The following is a 19,584-nucleotide window of genomic DNA, read 5'->3' as shown; positions in this document are numbered from 1 at the left end:
TTTGAATTGGATAAAAAATATAGCAAAATCACCTTTATTTAAAATTGCGAGTTTTAATAGTGCAAGTCTATTGGTTCGAATTTTTACGGGTTTACTTTCGTCAAAAGCAATTGCTTATTTTATTGGTCCTTCTGGAATGGCTTTAATGGGAAATTTCAGGAATTTCAGTTCAACACTTGAAGCTATTGGGATTCTAGGTTTTCAAAACGGAATAGTTAAAACCGTTGCAGAAAATTATGAAGATAAAAGCAAAGTATATTCTTTATTGACAACCGTTTTTTATACTTTATTGATTACTTCTTTATTAGTTAGTTTTACGATTTTAATTGGTTCAAGTTATTTTTTAACTTCAATTTTAAATGGAAATGAAGCCTATTTATTAGCATTGCAAATCTTGGCTTGTTCCATTCCATTTTCAATATTGCATTTGTTTTTTGTTTCCGTAATTAATGGACTTAGTTTATACAAAAATGTAATTACAATAACTATTTTTAGTTATATAGCCGGACTTTTAATTTCGGTTTTCCTAATGTGGAAATTTACCGTTTTGGGCGCAATGATTTCGGTGTCGGTTGTTTCTTTTTTACTGTTCTGTTTTTCAGGTTTTTATTTCTTAAAACAATTTTCATTTAAAGAAGTTTTAATTCTTCAATATTTTGATTTTAACCAAATAAAAAGAGTTGTACTTTTTGCTTCAATGACTTTGTTTTCTTCTATTTTAACTCCAATAGTTTATATTTATATTCGAAAATTAATCATTACTTCACAATCAATTGAAGCGGCAGGATATTATGAAGCGATGAGTAGAATTTCGAGCTTTTACATGATGTTTATTACAACTTTGGTAAGTTTGTATTATTTACCAGAGCTATCTAAAACAGCATCTTTGCAAGAAAATAAGCCGTTAGTTCAGCAGTTTTATAAAACTATTTTTCCTCTTTTTAGCGTTGGGTTAATTCTAATTTATTTTTTGAAAGATATTGTAATTCTAGTTTTGTTTACTAAAGATTTTTCGGCAGTTTCAAATTTGTTTTTTTGGCAATTATTAGGCGATTTCTTTCGTGCTGCTGCATTGATTTTAGCCATACAGTTTTTTGCTAAAAAGTTAGTTAAACCTTATTTTATTGCCGAAATAATCTCGTTCAGTATTTTAATTTTTTCAAGTTATTTTGGTGTTCAAAATTTTGGAGTTGAGGGCGCTGTAATGGCTTATGCTGTTACGTATTTCTTATATTTTGTTGTAGTGGGTATTTATTTTAGAAAAATTATATTTTGATGAACTATCTAAATAAAATTATTCAGTTTTTAAATCAAAAAGAAGTTAAGTTGTTACTACTTATTGGATTTTTGTTTCGTACATTATTGTTTTTAATGTACTTAAAAATCACTAAAGTTCCTGACAGTTGGAGCTACATGGAATTATCTCAATATATTCTTAGATTAGACTTATCAGGATATATAGGATGGAGAAGTCCAGGTTATCCATTATTTATTGCAATGGCTTTTGGAACTATGAAAATAACAGTGTTGTACCAATTTTTAATTGGTCTTTTCACAATGTGTTTTTGGTATGCCACTTTACTTGAATTACAATTTTCAAAAAAGCAAAGCTTTTGGATTGTTCTATTAATGAATTGTTTATTTTGTTATTTCTTTTTTGAAACAGCTATTTTAGTAGAATCATTAGTTGTCTTTATATTTAGTATTGTTTTTTGGGTGCTTTCAAAAAAGTATTTAGAAAAACTTTCATTAAAACAACTGCTTTTAATAAGTCTATTGTTAGGTTTCCTTGTATTAGTTAAACCATTTTACGCATATGTACCTTTTTTATTTTACGGCTTATATACTTTAAAATCATTTACTTTTAAGAGAATTATTAATAAACGAATAATAATATTAATTTTTCCATTAATGGCTTATTTTGGTTGGTCTTATGTAAATAAAATGAATACGGGATATTTTGTCTCAACAACTTATTTTGGTTTAAATATATCTCAAAATTGTGTCCATTTTGTCGAAAAAGCACCCGAAAAATACAAATGGATAAAAGACCCTTATATTAAATATAGGGATGAAGCCATTAAAGAAAATAAAGATGTTGCCATGTCTATTTGGTATGCATATAACGATAGCGTTTTTAATAAATATTATAATAATTTCCCCGATTTATCTAATGAGTTAGGTAAGTTTGGAAAAGAGACAATTGCAAATAATCAAGCTGAATTTTTTGAACAAGTTATTTCAAAATCTTTTTTAGATTTTTGGAAAGTATTTGACATGAAACCGTTTGTGAAATTTGAAAATTCAAGTGTGGATTCTGTAATAAGTTTTGTTTGGAAAATTCAAAGTTGCATCATTCAAATTTTTAAATTGATTTTTGTTGGTTTGATATTTTTCTATCTTTATTTGTTTATTAAAAACCGAAAAATCACATTTGAACTAATGATTATTACACTTGTTTTCTCTAGTGCTGTTTTACAAGCGTTAGTAACTTTTGGAAATAACAGTAGATTTTGCTTTCCATTTGAATTTTCTATGATTGTGATTGTTTTATTGTTTGTAAAAAATTATGTTAAACTTCCCAAGTCTTTAGATAAGTAATTGCAATAGTTTTGTAATGATGGTCTTTTTCAATAAAAGCTTTTGCGTTTTTTGAAATTTCTAAAATTAAATCTGGATTTTCAATTAACAGACTCAATTTCTCTACAATGTCATTCACATCTGGAAGAGCATTTATGCAAACCTCATTTTCTTTTAATCGGTACTGTTTTAAAAATTCAGTTTCAGCACCCGTAAAAACCACTTTTCCTTTTGTCATGGCTTCCAAAGCATTATAACCTTGATCATATGCATAAATCTGATCCAGTAAAATATGTGCTTTGTTGTAAATAGAAATATATTCGTTATAAGGTATGTTTTCAGTTATAATAATGTCTACTTTTTTCGAGTATTTTTCTTTTATAATTGCTAAGGCTTTTTCAAAAAACGTAATTCCTTTTTTATGATAACTCAATTTATTTATGCCTAAAAAGATAATAATTTTATCATCAATTTTTAAAGGAGAATATTCAATCTTATCTGTATTTATTGGATTTGGAATAAGTTTAGTATTAAACCCCATTTTTTGCATTGGGATTTCGTAATCTAAATCGGAAGTTATAATATTTTGACAATGCTCTTTTAACCAATTAAACGTTTTCTTATATTCTGAAGTTGCATATTTCAGAGGAAAATGAAATTGTTTTTTTAGTTTTTTGTTCTCAAAGTAAGACGTTAAAATAGAATACTTCATTTCGTTTTTTAACAAATATTCAATAACAGGAACTTCATCACCACAAACCAATAAACTTCTCGACTTAATTTTGGCAAACAGTTTTATATACAATAAGCGAGATAAAATAGGATATGTTTCTAAAGCATCAGAATTAATTAATTGTACATGGTCAAAATCACTCAACTTCGGAATTAAAAAATAAAATCGAATTGCTTTTTCAATTTTTTCAAAATCGACAGTTGTTGTTTTTCTTATTCCTTTATAAAGGAAGTTGCCCAGCTTTGTACTATTACAAATTTTAGCATAAATAGAATAATCAACAGGAAATTGTTTGAATTTATCTCCACAACCAACTATAATTACTTCGTGACCTAAAGAATCCAATCCTTCTTTTAAAGAATTGTGCAATCTACTGTATTCGCCGAGTAAAAGTATTTTCATGTATTGTTTCTAAATTCTAATTTCCGAATTCTAAATTATTATATTTGTGTAAAGATAACACAATTGACAAAAACCTATCATACATCAGATATCGAAATTTTAATTGCTACGATGAATCGAAATAATTTCGATTTTTTGAAATCTATGTTTGTGTTTTCTGGTTTTTATAACTTTAATATTCTAATTGTAAATCAAACCACAGAAGAAAATATTTTAAAATCTGATTTTGAAACGGTAAAAGTTATAAATGTATTCGATAAAGGATTGTCTAAAAGTAGAAATATAGCTATTCAAAATTCGACTAAAGATATTTTAGTTTTTACAGATGATGATGTGGTGATTGACTTAAACTTTTCAGAAAAAATCCTTAAAACTTTTAACAAGAGAAATGATTATGATGGATTTCGATTTCGGTTTAAAGTTGAATCAGGAGGTTTTTCAAAAAAATATCCCGAAAATTTTAAGCAAAAATTAAATTGGTTTGAAGTTTTAAATGCTTCTTCAATTGAATTGGTTTTTAAAAGGGAAAGTATTTTTAACATTATTGCTTTTGATGAAGATTTTGGATTAGGCAGTTTAATTACTCTAGGAGAAGAAGCAGTTTTTTTGGCTGATGCAAAAAAGAAAAAATTAAAAATTGGATTTGTTCCTAAAACATTGATTATTCACAATAATAAAACTACATCGCAAAAAATCTCTAATGAATTAAAATACTTTAATCAGAGCGCAGTTTTCTTTCGTATTTTTAAGAATAACTATTTGTTTTGGGTATTTTTAAAGTTGTTTTTTGATTTAAAACAAGGTAATATTGCTTTTTCAAATGTTTTTACGTTACTAAAAGAGGCTATAAAAGGAAAAAATAAATATGCAGAACATATTAAATTGTAAGATACTTAGTATTCCTAAAATTGAAGATCCACGTGGAAATCTTTCGGTTATAGAGAATGATGTAATTCCTTTTTCTATAAAACGGGTTTATTATTTATACGATGTGCCAAGTGCTGCTGAGCGTGGCGGACATTCACATATAGAACAGCAAGAGTTTTTAATAGCCCTTTCTGGAAGTTTTGATGTAATTCTCAATGATGGAAAAGAACATAAAACAGTAACTTTAAATAAACCTTTTGAAGGTTTGTTGATTACGAATGGAATTTGGCGTGAATTAAAAAACTTTTCATCGGGTTCAGTTTGTTTAGTAATTGCATCAGATGTTTTTAAAGAAGAAGATTATATTAGAGATTTTGATGATTTTTTAAAAACTAAAGATTAATTCCTTTTTTTAACAACCAATTTTTTAATTTAAAAAGAGTATTTAAAATACTTGAAGGTGTTTTAAAAAGCACTTTCATCCTAAATGGAATATTGTCTTTATTCACATCTTTTAAATAAAATTGTGCACTTTCATTATCTCCAATTATTTTATAATGTTTAGCATAGAAAACTCGGTGAAAATCTAAAAAATTTTTTAAATCTGGATTCTTATTTTCTTCAAATTCAAACTGTTTAAAGTCCATTAATTTCATGGTTTTAAAACTGTTTTTAGAAAGTGTATTTAGTAAATAGTTATTGTAGATTGCCGTAATTTTATTGTGAACTGCAATTGGGTATTTAATTCCAATTTTAGTCCACAATTCTAAATCTTGCCCATTAGTTACTCCTTCAGTAAAACCTCCCATCTCAGTTACTATTTTTTTAGGAATCATTTGATTTAGGGTAATGTTTATTTTGAATGGATGGTTTGAAGCAAAGTAATTTTCAACAATGCCAATGAATTCTGATGAAATGTTTTTAAATGTTGGATTTAGTATTGAATTTTTAGTGTTTTTAATTTGATACCTTGAACAATAACAACCACAATTTGGATATTGTTCTGAAAGTTTGATTAATTCCTCTAAATGATTGGGAAACCAATAATCATCAGCATCAAGAAATGCAATAAATTCGCCATTACTTTTTTCGATTCCTAAATTTCTAGCTGCAGCTGCGCCTTTATTTTCTTGAGAATAAACATAAATTCTTGAATCATTAAATTTTGAAAGTACTTCTAAGCTATTGTCTATAGAGCCATCGTTTATGATGATGATTTCAAAATTGGTAAACGTTTGTTGCAAAACAGAATTTAAGGTTTCATTTAAAATAAAACCTTTATTGAAAACCGGAATTACAACTGAAATCTTCACCATATTTATTTCGTTACTATTAAAACAGTTTCGTTTTGGATACAGCCTAAATATGAATCTTCATTAAATTGGTTTACTTTAACCTTAAAGCCAACTTTTTCTAGACGTTCTTTTAATCCATTTATGGAATAAATACGAACATGATCTTCTTGTCCAAAATGAATTAATCTTTCGGATTCTGAAGTTATAGAATAATCTTCATAAATCTCGCCGACTTTAAAAGGAGTTTGTATTAGAATTGTTCCACCTGTTTTTAAAACACGATACAATTCTTGCATAGCTTTTACATCATCAATTACATGCTCCAAAATATGGTAGCAAATAATTAAATCATAGTTTTCGTGTGTTTTTGAAAGGTTTGTAATGTCCAATCTTACATCTGAAATGAAATCACCCGATAAATCGGAAGCAGTATAATTTATGTTTTTTTCTTTTTTCCATTTACGAAATAAACTGCGTGATGGTGAAAAATCTAAAACTGAAATTCCTTCTTTTAAATAATTTTCAGCAATCAACTTCCATAACCTTCTATCGCGAGATAAACTCCCGCATTTAGGACATAAATTGTCTCCATTTGGAATTATTGTCCAAGCTGTCAAATTAAAATCACAAACAGTACATTTATGTTTATTCCCATATTTGGTTAGTGCATATAAGCTTCTCAAAAAGGGTTCTAATTGAAATAGAGTCTTTCTAGGTAAAACGGAATGAACTATTTTTTTTAATGATTGGTACATGAACAAAATTTAAAACAAAAATACATTAATTTTTGTTTTCATTTAATGTACATAAATATCCAATTCTATACATGTTGAATAGAGTAAGCGAAGAATTTTCGCTTAAAACCTTTTTTCTTAGCTTGTTTTTTAAAAATTTAAAACCAAATTGGACGAAGTAAATTAATTTAGTCTTTTTTAAAAATACATAAAGTTTCAAAATTGATACAAAGTTAGAATTTACTTTATTCAAAGAATAAAGAATTAAAATGCTTTTTAAACTTTCCTCTGTTTTACTCAAATATTTTTCATTTTCATCAATATCATCATGTAATATTGGATTTTCAATATGATTTACTTTACTTTTAATTTTGCTTAATTCAAACGAAAATTGAGTGTCATCGTGTCCGTAAAGTGTAATAGTTTTGTCAAATTTAACTTTATTAAATTCTGATTTTAGAATTAAAGTATTATTAAATAATAAACATTCATAAGGTTTTTTTAAACGATCTAAAGCTGTTTTATCTTCAATGTATTTTCCATATTTCCATCTTAATTTTTGTTGTTGAGACGGACAAACTTCAGGATGAATTCTTCCTCCATAAACTACTTGAAAATCAAATGTGTTTTCTATGTATTTTTGAATGAAGTCTGTTTTAATTATTCTAGAATCACCATCAATAAAAAGTAACCAATTGTATTGTGATTTTTCAGCTAGTAAGTTTCTATTCTGTCTGTGGGCAACATTTTGTTTTAAAGAAATAAAAGAACAATAGGGTAATTGATTTATTTCTTCATTAAATACGTTTAAAGGCGAGTTTGAAGCATCGTCTTGACAAATAATTTCATATTCAATTCCACAATTTATACATTGCTCATTTAGTTCTTTAACTAAATTAAAAGCATTATGATTGTAAATAGGAATTAAAATAGAAAGCATTACACTGTTCTTTGGACCACTTCAAATACTTTTCCTTCGTCAAATTTCAAAGTTTTTGAAGGGTATTTTAATAATAAGGCATAATCATGAGTAGCCATAATTATGGTTTTACCTGTAGCGTTGATGCTTTTTAAAACCTGCATTACTTCAGCACTTGTTTGAGGATCAAGATTTCCTGTTGGCTCATCTGCTAAAATTAATTCTGGATCGTTTAATAAAGCTCTTGCTATTGCAATACGTTGTTGTTCTCCACCAGATAATTGATGCGGCATTTTAGATTGGTAATTTTTCATCCCAACTTTATCTAAAACTTCATCAATTTTAACGTTCATTTCTTCTTTCTCAACCCAACCAGTTGCTTTTAAAACAAAAAGTAAATTCTCTTTTACATTTCTATCTGGTAAAAGTTTAAAGTCTTGAAAAACAACACCTAGCTTTCTTCTTAAGTAAGGTATGTCGTTTTCTTTTAAGGTTTTTAAATCATAATCTACAATATGGCCTTCACCTTCTGTTAATGTTAAATCAGCATAAAGCGTTTTTAAAAAACTACTTTTTCCAGCTCCGGTTTTTCCAATTAAATAGATGAATTCTCCTTTGTTAACTTCTAAATTAATATTTGTTAAGACTGGATTTTTCTCTTGAAAAATAGAAACATTTTTTAATGAAAGTATGGTGTGTGACATAATGGAATTCTAATTTAATGTGTAAATGTAATAACTATATTTTCGCTTTCAAAATATAAAACTTAAATATGCTCTAAAATATTATGGACGTTGATAAAAATGTTAATAATCTTTTACAATAAAACGTTAATCTCTTTCGTTAATAAGTATATAAAATCTATATTTGAAAGCAATTAAATAAGGCCAAATGATTCCAATAATTAGACTAAGATTTCTGTTTTTATTTTTAATTTCATTTTCAGTATTTGGGCAACAATCGTCTATTTACACCCATGAATTAAAAGAATTTGATAATGCACTTGCTTTGTATAAAGATATGCAATATCAATCTGCTCAAATTTTATTTGACAAGGTTAAAAATCAGGTCACTAATCAAGAAGTTCAGGCAGACTGCGCTTATTATATTGCAAATTGTGCCATTCGTTTAAATCAAATGGGTGCGGATGATTTAATTGAGAGTTTTGTAGAAGATTATCCTACAAGTACAAAGCAAAATCAAGCTTATATTGAAGTGGCTCATTATTACTTTGACCAAGGAAACTATCCGCAATCATTAGCTTGGTTTGACAAAGCGAATACAGAATCAATGTCGTATTCTGATTTGGAAAAATATAATTTTCAAAAAGGATATGCTTATTTTACTGCAAAGAATAATAAAGAAGCAACAAAATACTTCAATAAAGTTATCAATTCTAAAACTTTCGGAAGTCAGGCTAAATACTATTTAGGTTATCTTTCTTACGAATCTGATGATTATACAAGTGCTAATCAATATTTTGATCAAGTTCAAGATAAAGACAAGTACAAAGAAAAAATGGGTTATTTTCAAGCGGATATGAATTTCAAACTTGGTAATTTCCAAAAAGCTATTGATTTAGGTTTGGAACAAATGCCAAAATCTAATGCTGTTGAAAAAAGTGAATTATCTAAGATTATTGGAGAAAGTTATTTCAACTTAAAACAATACGATAAAGCGCTTCCGTATTTAGTAGATTATAGAGGAAAAAAAGGAAAATGGAATAATACCGATTATTACCAATTGGGTTATGTGTATTACAAACAAAATGATTTTGAAAACGCAATAGCACAATTCAATAAAATCATCAACGGAAATGACTTCGTTGCTCAAAATGCTTATTATCATTTAGGAGAAAGTTATTTAAAAACCGATAAGAAGCAACAAGCGTTGAATGCTTTTAAAACGGCTTCTGAAATGGAATTTGAAAAGAAAATTCAAGAAGATGCTTTTTTAAATTATGCTAAATTGAGTTATGAAATTGGAAATCCATATCAATCGGTTCCTCAAGTTTTAAATAGCTATTTGGCTAAATATCCAAACACATCTTATAAACAAGAAATCAATACTTTATTAATTAGTTCATACATCACCTCTAAAAATTATAAAGAAGCTTTAGTCTTGTTAGAAAAAAATAGAGGGCCAGAAAATAAATTGGCTTACCAAAAAGTAGCTTTTTACAGAGGTCTGGAATTATATACTGATGGCGATTATAAAGGCGCTTACGATTTGTTTAAAAAATCAATTGCCGAAAGACAAGATGCTAAATTTTCTGCAAGAGCAACTTTTTGGAAAGCAGAAACAGAATACAGTTTAGATAATTTCAACGAAGCTAAATTAAGTTTCTTGCAATTTGTAAACGATGCAAATGCTAAAGCTACTCCAGAATACAAAAATGCAAATTACAATTTAGCGTATGCTTATTTCAAATTAAAAGAATATGACAATGCTATAAAATATTATGGAGATTATATAGCTGTTGTAAAAGACGATAAAGTAAGACAAACTGATGCTTATTTACGTTTAGGAGATTGTAATTTTATTTCTACTAAATATTGGCCAGCAATGGATGCTTATAACAAAGCAATTGATTTAAAAAGTGTAGATGCTGATTACGCTGCTTTTCAAAAAGGAATCAGTTATGGTTTTGTAGGTAAGAATGATAGGAAAATTGAAGATTTAGAAAAATTCGTTAAAACATATCCGAGTTCGCAATATGCAGATGATGCGTATTATGAATTAGGAAATACCTATGTAAATGAAAATCAAACGGATAAAGCAATTTCGACTTATGACAAGTTAATTCAAACGAATAAAACAAGTTCTTACGTAGCAAAATCTATTTTGAAACAAGGGTTGATTTATTATAACGGAAACAAAAACGAACAAGCTTTAACAAAATTTAAAAAAGTGGTTGCTGAATTTCCAAATTCACCTGAGTCTCTAGAAGCAGTTGCAACTGCTCGTTTAATTTATGTAGACAATGGTAGAGTCGATGAATATGCTGATTGGGTTAAAACATTAAGTTTTGTTGAAGTTTCAAACGCAGATTTAGATAATACAACTTATGAATCTGCTGAAAAGCAATATTTAATGAATAATGCAAAACAAGCCATTGCAGGTTTTTCAAATTATGTTTCAAAATTTCCTCAAGGTTTACATGCATTAAAAGCAAACTTCTACTTAGCACAATTGTATTTTGCTGATGGTTTAGAAAGCAATTCAGTAAAGCATTACGAATTTGTAGTTGATAAACCAAGAAGCGAATATACAGAACAAGCATTAGCTCGTTTAAGTCAAGTTCATTTAAAAGCCAAAGAGTATACAAAAGCAATTCCGGTTTTAAAACGATTAGAAACAGAAGCTGATTTTCCTCAAAACGTAACATTTGCACAATCTAATTTAATGAAAGCGTATTACGATAAAGAGGATTATACAAATGCGGTTGTTTATGCTGATAAAGTATTGGCAAATGACAAAACAGAAGACAGAGTTAAAAGTGATGCACAAATTATAGTAGCTCGTGCTGCAATAAAAACAAACAACGAAGCGAAAGCAAAAGAAGCTTATGCCAAATTATTGAAAATTGCAAAAGGAGAATTAGCTGCCGAAGCACTATTTTACGATGCTTACTTTAAAAATAAAGAAGGTAAGTTTGAAGCTTCAAATACTGTAGTTCAAAAAATTGCAAAAGATTATTCAGGGTATAAATATTATGGAGCAAAAGGGTTGGTTGTTATGGCTAAAAACTTCTACGGATTAAAAGATAGTTTTCAAGCGACTTATATTTTAGAAAGTGTAATTAAAAACTTTACTGATTTTCCAGATGTTGTTGAAGAAGCAAAAAATGAATTAGATATTATAAAAACGGAAGAAGCTAAAACCAACTCATCAATTACAAACTAATTTTTGTCATGCTGAACTTGTTTCAGTAACTAATTAAAATAATATGAAGAATACAAAATATATAATCATAGGAATTTTTGCAATTTCAACACAGTTTACTTTTGGACAAGTAAAAGATGAAAACATTGGTTCTGAAGTAGTAAACATTGTAAAACCATATACGCCAACAATTTCAGATGCTTTTAAAGTAAAAGAAACACCAGTTATTGAAGACGATGACAATACGCAAAAAGAAACAATTACCTACAATATATTTTCTTTTCCAGTTGCTTCTACGTTTACACCTGCAAAAGGAAAAGCGGCTGATGTAGATAAAGCGGAAAAAGTAAAACTATACAATAATTATGCTACTTTAGGTTTTGGAAATTATCCAACCATTAATGCGGAATTATTCATTACAGAAAATCTCAATAGAAACAGTTACATAGGTGGAATGTTACGTCATTTGTCTTCTCAAGGAGGAATTAAAGATGTGGTTTTAGACGATAAATATTATAACACAAGTTTAGATGTTACTTATGGTGTTCGAGAAAGAGATATGAACTGGAACATCGACTTGGGAGTTAAAAACCAAATATATAATTGGTTCGGTTTACCAGTTGAAAATATTTTTTATGACGATGCAACAATAGATGGAATTGAATCGTCGCAGTCCTATAATACGATTGATCTTGGTGGGAAAGTAGAGTTTAAGAAGAGCTTTTTTAAAGATGCTTCAATGCAATTTAAACGTTTTTCAGATAAACTTGGTTCTGGTGAAAATAGATTTTTCGTAAAACCATCTTTCGATGTTGAGGCTTTCGATCAAAAAATTAAAGCGGATGTTATTGTAGATTATGTGGGCGGTTCATTTGAAAAGACATATAACGACTCAGGTTCAATCGATTATAGCAATGTGCTTTTTGGAACAAAACCAAGTATTTTATATCAAAAAGATGATTTATCAGTTCAAATTGGAGCTGGAGTTTTCTATACGACTGCAAAAATTAACGGTGTAAGTGATAGTAAGTTATTTGTTTATCCAAATGTAAAAGCTTCGTATAGAATTGTTGGTGATATTTTAGTAGGTTATGCAGGTGCAGAAGGCGGATTGACTCAAAATTCTTATGCTGATTTTGTAGATCAGAATACGTTTGTTTCTCCAACGTTGTTCATTGCACCAACCGATAATAAATATGATATTTACGTTGGATTAAAAGGAAAATTAGCTAGTTCAGTTGCTTTCAATGTTAGAGGAAGTCTTAAAAATGAAGACAATAAAGCATTATTTGTAAGTAATGAATATATTTTAGGAAATACAAATACCGAAGGTTACGCTTACGGAAACTCGTTTAATGTAGTGTACGATAATGTAAAAACAATCAGTTTCTTCGGAGAATTAAAAGCCGATTTTTCTAAAAATGTTACTTTCGGAATCAATGGAACATACAATAATTTTACTTCAGATGTACAGGCAGAAGCTTGGAATTTACCGCAATTAAAAGTTGGAACAACTTTAGATTTCAACCTGACAGAAAAATGGTATGCAGGTACAAATGTATTCTTCGTTGGAGAAAGGAAAGATGTGGTTACAGTTCAAGACGATTTATTGATTAACCCAGGAACATTTTCGCAACAAGAAGTTACATTAGACAGTTATTTCGATTTAAATGCGCACGTTGGTTATAAATACAATGCACGTTTAACTGCTTTCTTAAAAGGAAACAATTTAGCAAACCAACAATACAACCGTTGGGCAAACTTTCCAGTTCAAGGAATACAAATTATGTTAGGCGCTAATTATAAGTTTGATTTTTAATTTTTAACCACAAAGAACACTAAGATTTCACAATGTTCACTAAGTTTTAAGAATCTTTTTGCTCTTTGTGGTTAATTTTTACAAGCTATGACAACCAAACAACAAATCTACAATCATTACCTAGAACATATAAACGATAGAATTCAAAATTATCGTGAAATGATTTCAGACTTAGCTGAAGATGCTCAAAACGATGCAAAAGGTTCTGCAGGCGATAAGCACGAAACCGCTTTGTCGATGATGCATATTGAGCAGGAAAAAATAACGCAAAAGCTCAAAGAAGTTTTAGAACAAAAACAAATTTTAGAAAGTATTGATGTTGATAAAGTCAATAAAAAAATTGGAATTGGAAGTTTAATTCAAACCAACACTTTTCTTTTTTATATGAGTACAGCATTACCAAAAATCACAATTGAAGAGATTGATATTGTGGCGTTATCTCCAAGTTCTCCACTAGGAAAAATAATGCTTGGAAAAGAAACAAACGAAGAATTTAAATTCAACGAAATGAAATATAAAATTTTATCAATTGTTTGATAATTTTCATACATTAGTAACGTTAATATATTAACTAAAAAATCACTTATGAAAGTCAAATTCAAATTATTATCGGTTTTAGGATTAGTATCAATATTTCTTCTAGTAGCATTTAAACCATTAGGCGAGAAAAAAGTAATTGTAATTGATGCTGGTCACGGAGGTAAAGATTTTGGGGCTTCTGTTGGAGAAGTATTAGAAAAAGAGATTGTAGAGAAAATTGCAAATAAAATAAAAGCATTAAATAAAAATGAAAATATTGAGATCGTTTTATTGCGTGAAGGAGATAATTTTTTAGAATTAAAAGAAAGAGTTGATAGAATTAATGTTCTTAATCCAAGTTTACTAATATCGTTGCATACGAATTTTGTTAAACTTGAATCAACTAATGGAATTGAAGCTTTTGTGTCTAAAGATAGTAAGTATTATAATCAATCATTTAATCATGCAGAAGGATTATTAAATGAAGTTTCAAATGATAATCTTGTTAAACGAGATGTTAAAGAAGCTTCACTTTTTATTCTAAAAAATTCCAATTGCCCAGCAGTTAATTTAGAATTAGGCTTTTTGTCTAATCCTAAAGAAAAAGAATATTTAAGTAGCGAAAATGGTCAAAATGAAATAGCTGCTTCAGTGATAAGTTATTTAGAGAAATTATAAGCTGCTTTATTTTATTTTTAATATTAAATATAAAACCACTCAAACGAGTGGTTTTTTTATGACTTGTAATTAAAACAATTCAAACCACATGTGTTTAGTTTCAAATTTATTAAAAAAGTTTATTTAAAGTTTAAAATTATAACTAAATAAAAGTATTTGATTTCATATAGTATTATTTATACTCAAATTTGTTTAATAATTAAATAATTATGCGGTTCAACGATTAAAAAATAAAACTATGTGCGGAATAATATGTGCCTTCGACCTCAAACAAAAAGCAGAAATCTTAAGACCTCAGGTTTTAGAAATGTCTAAAAAAATTCGCCATCGCGGTCCAGATTGGAGTGGAATTTTTAGTAATGAAAAAGCCATTATGTCTCACGAACGTTTGGCAATTGTTGACCCTGCTTCTGGAAAACAACCTTTATTTTCAAAAGATAAAAGTCTGGTTTTAGCTGCAAACGGAGAAATATACAACCATAGAGAATTGAGAAAACAATTTGTTGGTAAATACGATTTTCAAACAGAAAGCGATTGCGAAGTCATTTTGGCTTTATACCAAGAAAAAGGAGTTCGTTTTATTGACGAAATGAACGGAATTTTCGGATTTGCCATTTATGATGTTGAAAAAGACGAGTATTTCATTGCTCGTGATCATATGGGAATTATACCTTTATATATAGGTTGGGACGAACACGGTACATTTTATGTAGCTTCTGAATTAAAAGCTTTAGAAAGAGTTTGTACAAAAATTGAGTTATTTCCTCCTGGACACTATATGTCAAGCAAAGATGGAGAGTTCGTACAATGGTATAAAAGAGAATGGACAGAATTCGATGCTGTAAAAGAAAATAAAACAAGTATTGAAGCAATCAAAGTTGCTTTAGAAGCAGCAGTAAAAAGACAATTAATGAGTGATGTTCCTTATGGAGTTTTACTTTCAGGTGGATTAGATTCTTCAATTACTTCAGCTATAGCAAAAAAATACGCGCAAAAAAGAATTGAGTCTAACGATACATCAGAAGCTTGGTATCCACAATTGCATTCTTTTGCAGTTGGTTTAGAAGGTTCACCCGATTTGGCTGCGGCTCAAAAAGTAGCAGATCATTTAAAAACCATTCATCACGAAATTAAGTTCACCATTCAAGAAGGGTTAGATGCAATTAAAGATGTTATTTACAATATTGAAACCTACGATGTGACAACCATTCGCGCTTCAACTCCTATGTATTTAATGGCGAGAGTTATTAAATCAATGGGAATTAAAATGGTGCTTTCTGGAGAAGGTTCCGATGAATTATTTGGAGGATATTTGTATTTTCATAAAGCACCCAATGCACAAGAATTTCATGAAGAGACTGTTCGTAAATTAAGTAAGTTGCACATGTACGATTGTTTACGTGCTAATAAAAGTTTAGCAGCTTGGGGAATTGAAGGTCGAGTTCCATTTTTGGATAAAGAATTTATGGATGTTGCAATGCGAATCAATCCACAAGATAAAATGATTAATGGCGAACGTATGGAGAAATGGGTTTTAAGAAAAGCCTTTGAAGATATTTTGCCAGAAAGTGTAGTTTGGAGACAAAAAGAACAATTCAGTGATGGTGTAGGTTACAGTTGGATTGATACCTTGAAAGAAGTCGTAGCTATCGAAGTTTCGGATGAACAATTAGCTAATGCGAAATATAAATTTCCAATTCAAACACCAACATCAAAGGAAGAATATTATTATCGCTCAATTTTTACAGATCATTTTCCGAGTGATGCGGCGGCTTTAAGTGTTCCGCAAGAAGCAAGTGTGGCTTGTAGTACAAAAATTGCATTAGAATGGGATGAAGCGTTCAAAAACATGAATGATCCATCAGGTAGAGCTGTAGCTAATGTGCATGCAGAAGCATACTAAAATTGATTTTTCGATTATTTGAGGGTTTAATGCCTTGATTAACTAAAAAAGAAACTTAAAATAATAACTTTTAAGCAATTTTATAAAAAAAGTAATTTTAACAAAAGGCTAATTACATTAAACATCTGTTTTTAGCCTTTTTTTGTTTGATTTAAGCAACTTTCTAGAAATTAACAAATGTTGATAACTTAGATAGAAAACAAAGCTATTTAGGCTGTTTTCTTTAATAGAATCGTTATATTTGTGTGTTAAACAAAAGAAATCGATTAAGATTTGAAAATATGAGTGAAGAAATAAAAAAAGGTAATTATTCAGCAGATAGTATTCAAGCATTAGAAGGAATGGAGCATGTAAGAATGCGTCCTTCTATGTATATTGGAGATGTTGGTATTCGTGGACTTCATCATTTGGTATATGAGGTTGTAGATAATTCTATTGATGAGGCTATGGGTGGGCATTGTGATGCCATTCGAGTAGATATTAATGAAGATGGTTCTGTTTCTGTAGAAGATAATGGACGTGGTATTCCTGTAGATATTCATAAAAAAGAAGGAGTTTCTGCACTTGAAGTTGTAATGACTAAAATTGGTGCTGGAGGTAAATTCGATAAAGATTCTTATAAAGTTTCTGGAGGATTACATGGTGTAGGTGTTTCTGTAGTAAATGCATTGTCAAATAAATTGCGCGCAACAGTGCATAGTGCAGATGGAAAAGTTTACGAACAAGAATACGAAAGAGGTAAAGCACTATATCCTGTAAAACAAATTGGAACAACTGATAAAAGAGGAACAATCGTCACTTTTTATCCAGACGATACAATTTTCACTCAATCTATTGAGTTTTCTTATGATACTTTATCAGCTCGTATGCGTGAATTGTCTTTTTTAAATAAAGGAATTACAATTACGTTTACCGACAAAAGAGAAAAAGATAAAGATGGAAACTTTCTTTCAGAAGTTTTTCATTCTACTGAAGGTCTTAAAGAATATATCCGTTATTTAGATGGTAATCGTGAGCCTATTATTGGACATGTTATTTCAATGGATTCTGAAAAAGGAGATATTCCTGTTGAGGTTGCTTTGATTTATAATACTTCTTATTCTGAAAATATTTTTTCTTACGTAAATAATATTAATACACACGAAGGAGGAACACATTTGCAAGGTTTTAGAACTGGTTTAACCCGTTCATTAAAGAAATATGCAGATGCTTCTGGGATGTTAGATAAATTAAAATTTGAAATTGCAGGAGATGATTTTCGTGAAGGACTAACAGCTATTATTTCTGTAAAAGTTGCGGAACCTCAGTTTGAAGGACAAACGAAAACTAAATTAGGGAATAGAGAAGTAGTTTCGCCAGTTTCTCAAGCTGTTGGTGATATGATTGAAGCCTATTTAGAAGAAAACCCTAATGATGCTAAAATTATTGTTCAAAAAGTAATTCTTGCTGCACAAGCTCGTCACGCTGCAAAAAAAGCACGTGAAATGGTGCAAAGAAAAACCGTTATGGGCGGTGGAGGTTTACCTGGTAAACTTTCAGATTGTTCAGAACAAGATCCTGCAAAATGTGAAGTGTTTCTTGTAGAGGGAGACTCGGCAGGTGGTACTGCAAAACAAGGTCGTGATAGAATGTTTCAAGCTATTCTACCATTAAGAGGTAAAATCTTGAACGTTGAAAAAGCAATGCAACATAAGGTATTTGAAAATGAAGAGATTCGAAATATTTTTACAGCTTTAGGTGTTACTATTGGAACTGAAGAAGATAGTAAAGCCCTGAATCTTGAAAAACTTCGCTACCATAAAGTAGTAATTATGTGTGATGCCGATGTCGATGGTTCTCATATTTCTACCTTAATTCTTACTTTTTTCTTTAGATTTATGAAAGAGCTGATTGAAAATGGTCACGTTTATATTGCTGCTCCACCTTTATACTTAGTTAAAAAAGGGAATAAAAAAGAGTACGCTTGGAATGACGATCAACGTGATAAAATTGCGCTCCAAATGGGAGGTTCGGTTGCTATTCAACGTTATAAAGGTCTTGGAGAGATGAATGCAGAACAACTTTGGGATACTACTATGAATCCTGACTTTAGAACTTTACGCCAAGTGAATATCGATAGTTTAGTAGAAGCAGATAGAATATTCTCAATGCTAATGGGAGATGAAGTTCCGCCAAGAAGAGAGTTTATTGAGAAGAATGCTGCCTACGCAAATATTGATGCGTAATTACCTTATTCAAATAATATTTATTTGCTCATTATTTTTTAGTTTAAAAAGTAATGCTCAATCACAATCTGAATTAGAACAGATAGGGTATCTTTTAAATGATGCCCTTTTCTATTCAGAGCAATATATAATACCTGCTACTGATGCAGCAGTTTATCTTTCTTCTTCTAGTTGGGTAAGTTCGCCAAAGAAAAAGAAACTTTGGGATGTAAATTTGAGTTTGCATGGGAATATGTTTTTTGTTCCAAAAAAAGATAGGAGTTTTAAAATTCAGAATTCTGATTTTCAGTTCTTCGAAATAGAAAATACTTCTTCGGCAACCGTTCCAACAGCATTAGGAAATGATAATCAAATGTATTTAATTGGAGATTTAGGAGGAGAACAAGTTCGTTTAAAAACTCCTGAAGGAATCAATCAAGAAATAGTTTTTTATCCCTATTTACAGGTTAATGTGGGGTTACTATATGGTACAGAGTTAATAGCTCGTTATTCTACAAAAACAAAACTTAAAAAAGGTGATTATCAAGTCTTTGGTTTCGGTTTAAATCATAACTTAAGTCAATATTTTAAAAGTTTAGAAGAGAAAAACATTAATGTTTCAACAGCCTTGATATACTCTAAAGAAGAAATTACATTTGATTTTTTAGATATTGATACCGCTTATGGTAATTTAGGAATCAATCAATTGTCGGGTTTGGTTGATACATTTCATTTTCAATTAAGTGCATCAAAAGAGTTTGATAGGTTAGAAGTAATCACTTCTCTTATTGCTAATACAAGTAGTTTTGAATATGTAGTTGGTGGTAAAAAAGGAGAAATAGAAGAGGCTTTTCCTTTACAACAAACTGTAAATACTTTATTGGAAAGAATAGCAAAAGATAATTTCAATTTTTTAGGAGAAATTTCGGCGAGGTATCAAATTGAAAAAATATTTTTACAAAGTTCATTTGCTTTTGGTAAATTTGCAAATCTAAATTTAGGAGTTCAATATCAATTTTAATATATAATTTTTTAAACACAACAAA

At 29.2% G+C, this 19,584-nt stretch carries 16 protein-coding genes; 11 read left to right on the top strand and 5 right to left on the bottom strand.

The genetic code is table 11. From position 1 onward, the window contains the following. Position 1 precedes the first annotated feature (1 nt). Complete coding sequence (locus ACQ65T_RS10450) at positions 2–1,276, top strand: O-antigen translocase (protein ID WP_430401025.1); 1,275 nt, start codon at positions 2–4, stop codon at positions 1,274–1,276. Then, positions 1,276–2,601 carry a hypothetical protein gene (locus tag ACQ65T_RS10445; protein WP_430401024.1) on the top strand — a complete coding sequence of 442 codons (1,326 nt, stop codon included), beginning with the start codon at positions 1,276–1,278 and terminating at the stop codon, positions 2,599–2,601. Before ACQ65T_RS10450 ends, ACQ65T_RS10445 begins: the two co-directional genes overlap by 1 nt. Here the strand turns inward: ACQ65T_RS10445 and ACQ65T_RS10440 are convergent. After that, entirely contained in the window at positions 2,573–3,715 is a 1,143-nt protein-coding gene (locus ACQ65T_RS10440) for a glycosyltransferase family protein (RefSeq protein WP_430401023.1), read from the bottom strand. The genes ACQ65T_RS10445 and ACQ65T_RS10440 overlap by 29 nt on opposite strands. A 63-nt stretch (positions 3,716–3,778) precedes the next feature. Between ACQ65T_RS10440 and ACQ65T_RS10435 the strand changes: the two genes are divergently transcribed. Together ACQ65T_RS10435 and ACQ65T_RS10430 are read left to right on the top strand one after the other, a co-directional pair. Further along, on the top strand, positions 3,779–4,603 hold the full coding sequence (locus tag ACQ65T_RS10435; protein ID WP_430401022.1) for a glycosyltransferase family A protein: 825 nt from the start codon (positions 3,779–3,781) through the stop codon (positions 4,601–4,603). Beyond that, on the top strand, positions 4,581–4,985 hold the full coding sequence (locus ACQ65T_RS10430) for a sugar 3,4-ketoisomerase (RefSeq protein WP_430401021.1): 405 nt from the start codon (positions 4,581–4,583) through the stop codon (positions 4,983–4,985). The genes ACQ65T_RS10435 and ACQ65T_RS10430 overlap by 23 nt, the downstream gene beginning before the upstream one ends. On the opposite strand, the gene ACQ65T_RS10425 is transcribed toward ACQ65T_RS10430, so the two are convergent. From ACQ65T_RS10425 to ACQ65T_RS10410, 4 genes are read right to left on the bottom strand one after another with little or no spacing between them, the layout of a single operon-like run. Beyond that, positions 4,975–5,898 carry a glycosyltransferase family 2 protein gene (locus ACQ65T_RS10425; RefSeq protein WP_430401020.1) on the bottom strand — a complete coding sequence of 308 codons (924 nt, stop codon included), beginning with the start codon at positions 5,896–5,898 and terminating at the stop codon, positions 4,975–4,977. The two genes, ACQ65T_RS10430 and ACQ65T_RS10425, sit on opposite strands and share 11 nt — an antisense overlap. 2 nt (positions 5,899–5,900) lie before the next feature. After that, complete coding sequence (locus ACQ65T_RS10420) at positions 5,901–6,632, bottom strand: class I SAM-dependent methyltransferase (protein ID WP_430401019.1); 732 nt, start codon at positions 6,630–6,632, stop codon at positions 5,901–5,903. Between the two features lie 25 nt (positions 6,633–6,657). Continuing rightward, positions 6,658–7,551, bottom strand: coding sequence for a glycosyltransferase (locus tag ACQ65T_RS10415; RefSeq protein WP_430401018.1), 894 nt, complete (start codon positions 7,549–7,551; stop codon positions 6,658–6,660). Next, positions 7,551–8,234 (bottom strand): cell division ATP-binding protein FtsE, encoded by a 684-nt coding sequence (locus ACQ65T_RS10410; RefSeq protein ID WP_430401017.1) that lies wholly within the window; start codon positions 8,232–8,234, stop codon positions 7,551–7,553. Before ACQ65T_RS10410 ends, ACQ65T_RS10415 begins: the two co-directional genes overlap by 1 nt. 187 nt (positions 8,235–8,421) lie before the next feature. Here ACQ65T_RS10410 and ACQ65T_RS10405 point away from each other — a divergent pair, with 187 nt between their 5' ends. The 7 genes from ACQ65T_RS10405 to ACQ65T_RS10375 all read left to right on the top strand — a co-directional run bounded on the left by ACQ65T_RS10405 (position 8,422) and on the right by ACQ65T_RS10375 (position 19,559). Continuing rightward, the gene (locus ACQ65T_RS10405) at positions 8,422–11,436 is read left to right on the top strand and encodes a tetratricopeptide repeat protein (RefSeq protein ID WP_430401016.1); all 3,015 of its coding nucleotides are present in this window, start codon (positions 8,422–8,424) and stop codon (positions 11,434–11,436) included. Positions 11,437–11,479: 43 nt separating this feature from the next. Then, positions 11,480–13,234 (top strand): TonB-dependent receptor, encoded by a 1,755-nt coding sequence (locus ACQ65T_RS10400; RefSeq protein WP_430401015.1) that lies wholly within the window; start codon positions 11,480–11,482, stop codon positions 13,232–13,234. Between the two features lie 87 nt (positions 13,235–13,321). Further along, on the top strand, positions 13,322–13,771 hold the full coding sequence (locus tag ACQ65T_RS10395; RefSeq protein ID WP_430401014.1) for a hypothetical protein: 450 nt from the start codon (positions 13,322–13,324) through the stop codon (positions 13,769–13,771). A 48-nt stretch (positions 13,772–13,819) separates the two neighbouring features. Beyond that, positions 13,820–14,431, top strand: coding sequence for an N-acetylmuramoyl-L-alanine amidase family protein (locus tag ACQ65T_RS10390; RefSeq protein WP_430401013.1), 612 nt, complete (start codon positions 13,820–13,822; stop codon positions 14,429–14,431). Between the two features lie 238 nt (positions 14,432–14,669). Then, positions 14,670–16,334, top strand: a complete 1,665-nt coding sequence (gene asnB, locus ACQ65T_RS10385) for an asparagine synthase B (RefSeq protein ID WP_430401012.1) — start codon at positions 14,670–14,672, stop codon at positions 16,332–16,334. A gap of 281 nt (positions 16,335–16,615) precedes the next feature. Then, complete coding sequence (gyrB, locus tag ACQ65T_RS10380) at positions 16,616–18,559, top strand: DNA topoisomerase (ATP-hydrolyzing) subunit B (protein WP_430401011.1); 1,944 nt, start codon at positions 16,616–16,618, stop codon at positions 18,557–18,559. Next, on the top strand, positions 18,531–19,559 hold the full coding sequence (locus ACQ65T_RS10375; RefSeq protein ID WP_430401010.1) for a DUF6588 family protein: 1,029 nt from the start codon (positions 18,531–18,533) through the stop codon (positions 19,557–19,559). The genes gyrB and ACQ65T_RS10375 overlap by 29 nt, the downstream gene beginning before the upstream one ends. The last annotated feature ends 25 nt before the right edge of the window (positions 19,560–19,584 follow it).

Source organism: Flavobacterium sp. (genome assembly GCF_965284515.1).
Classification (GTDB): Bacteria; Bacteroidota; Bacteroidia; order Flavobacteriales; family Flavobacteriaceae; genus Flavobacterium.
The sequence above is the reverse complement of the archived record's forward strand: the minus strand, read 5'-3'. Positions and strand labels throughout refer to the sequence as shown.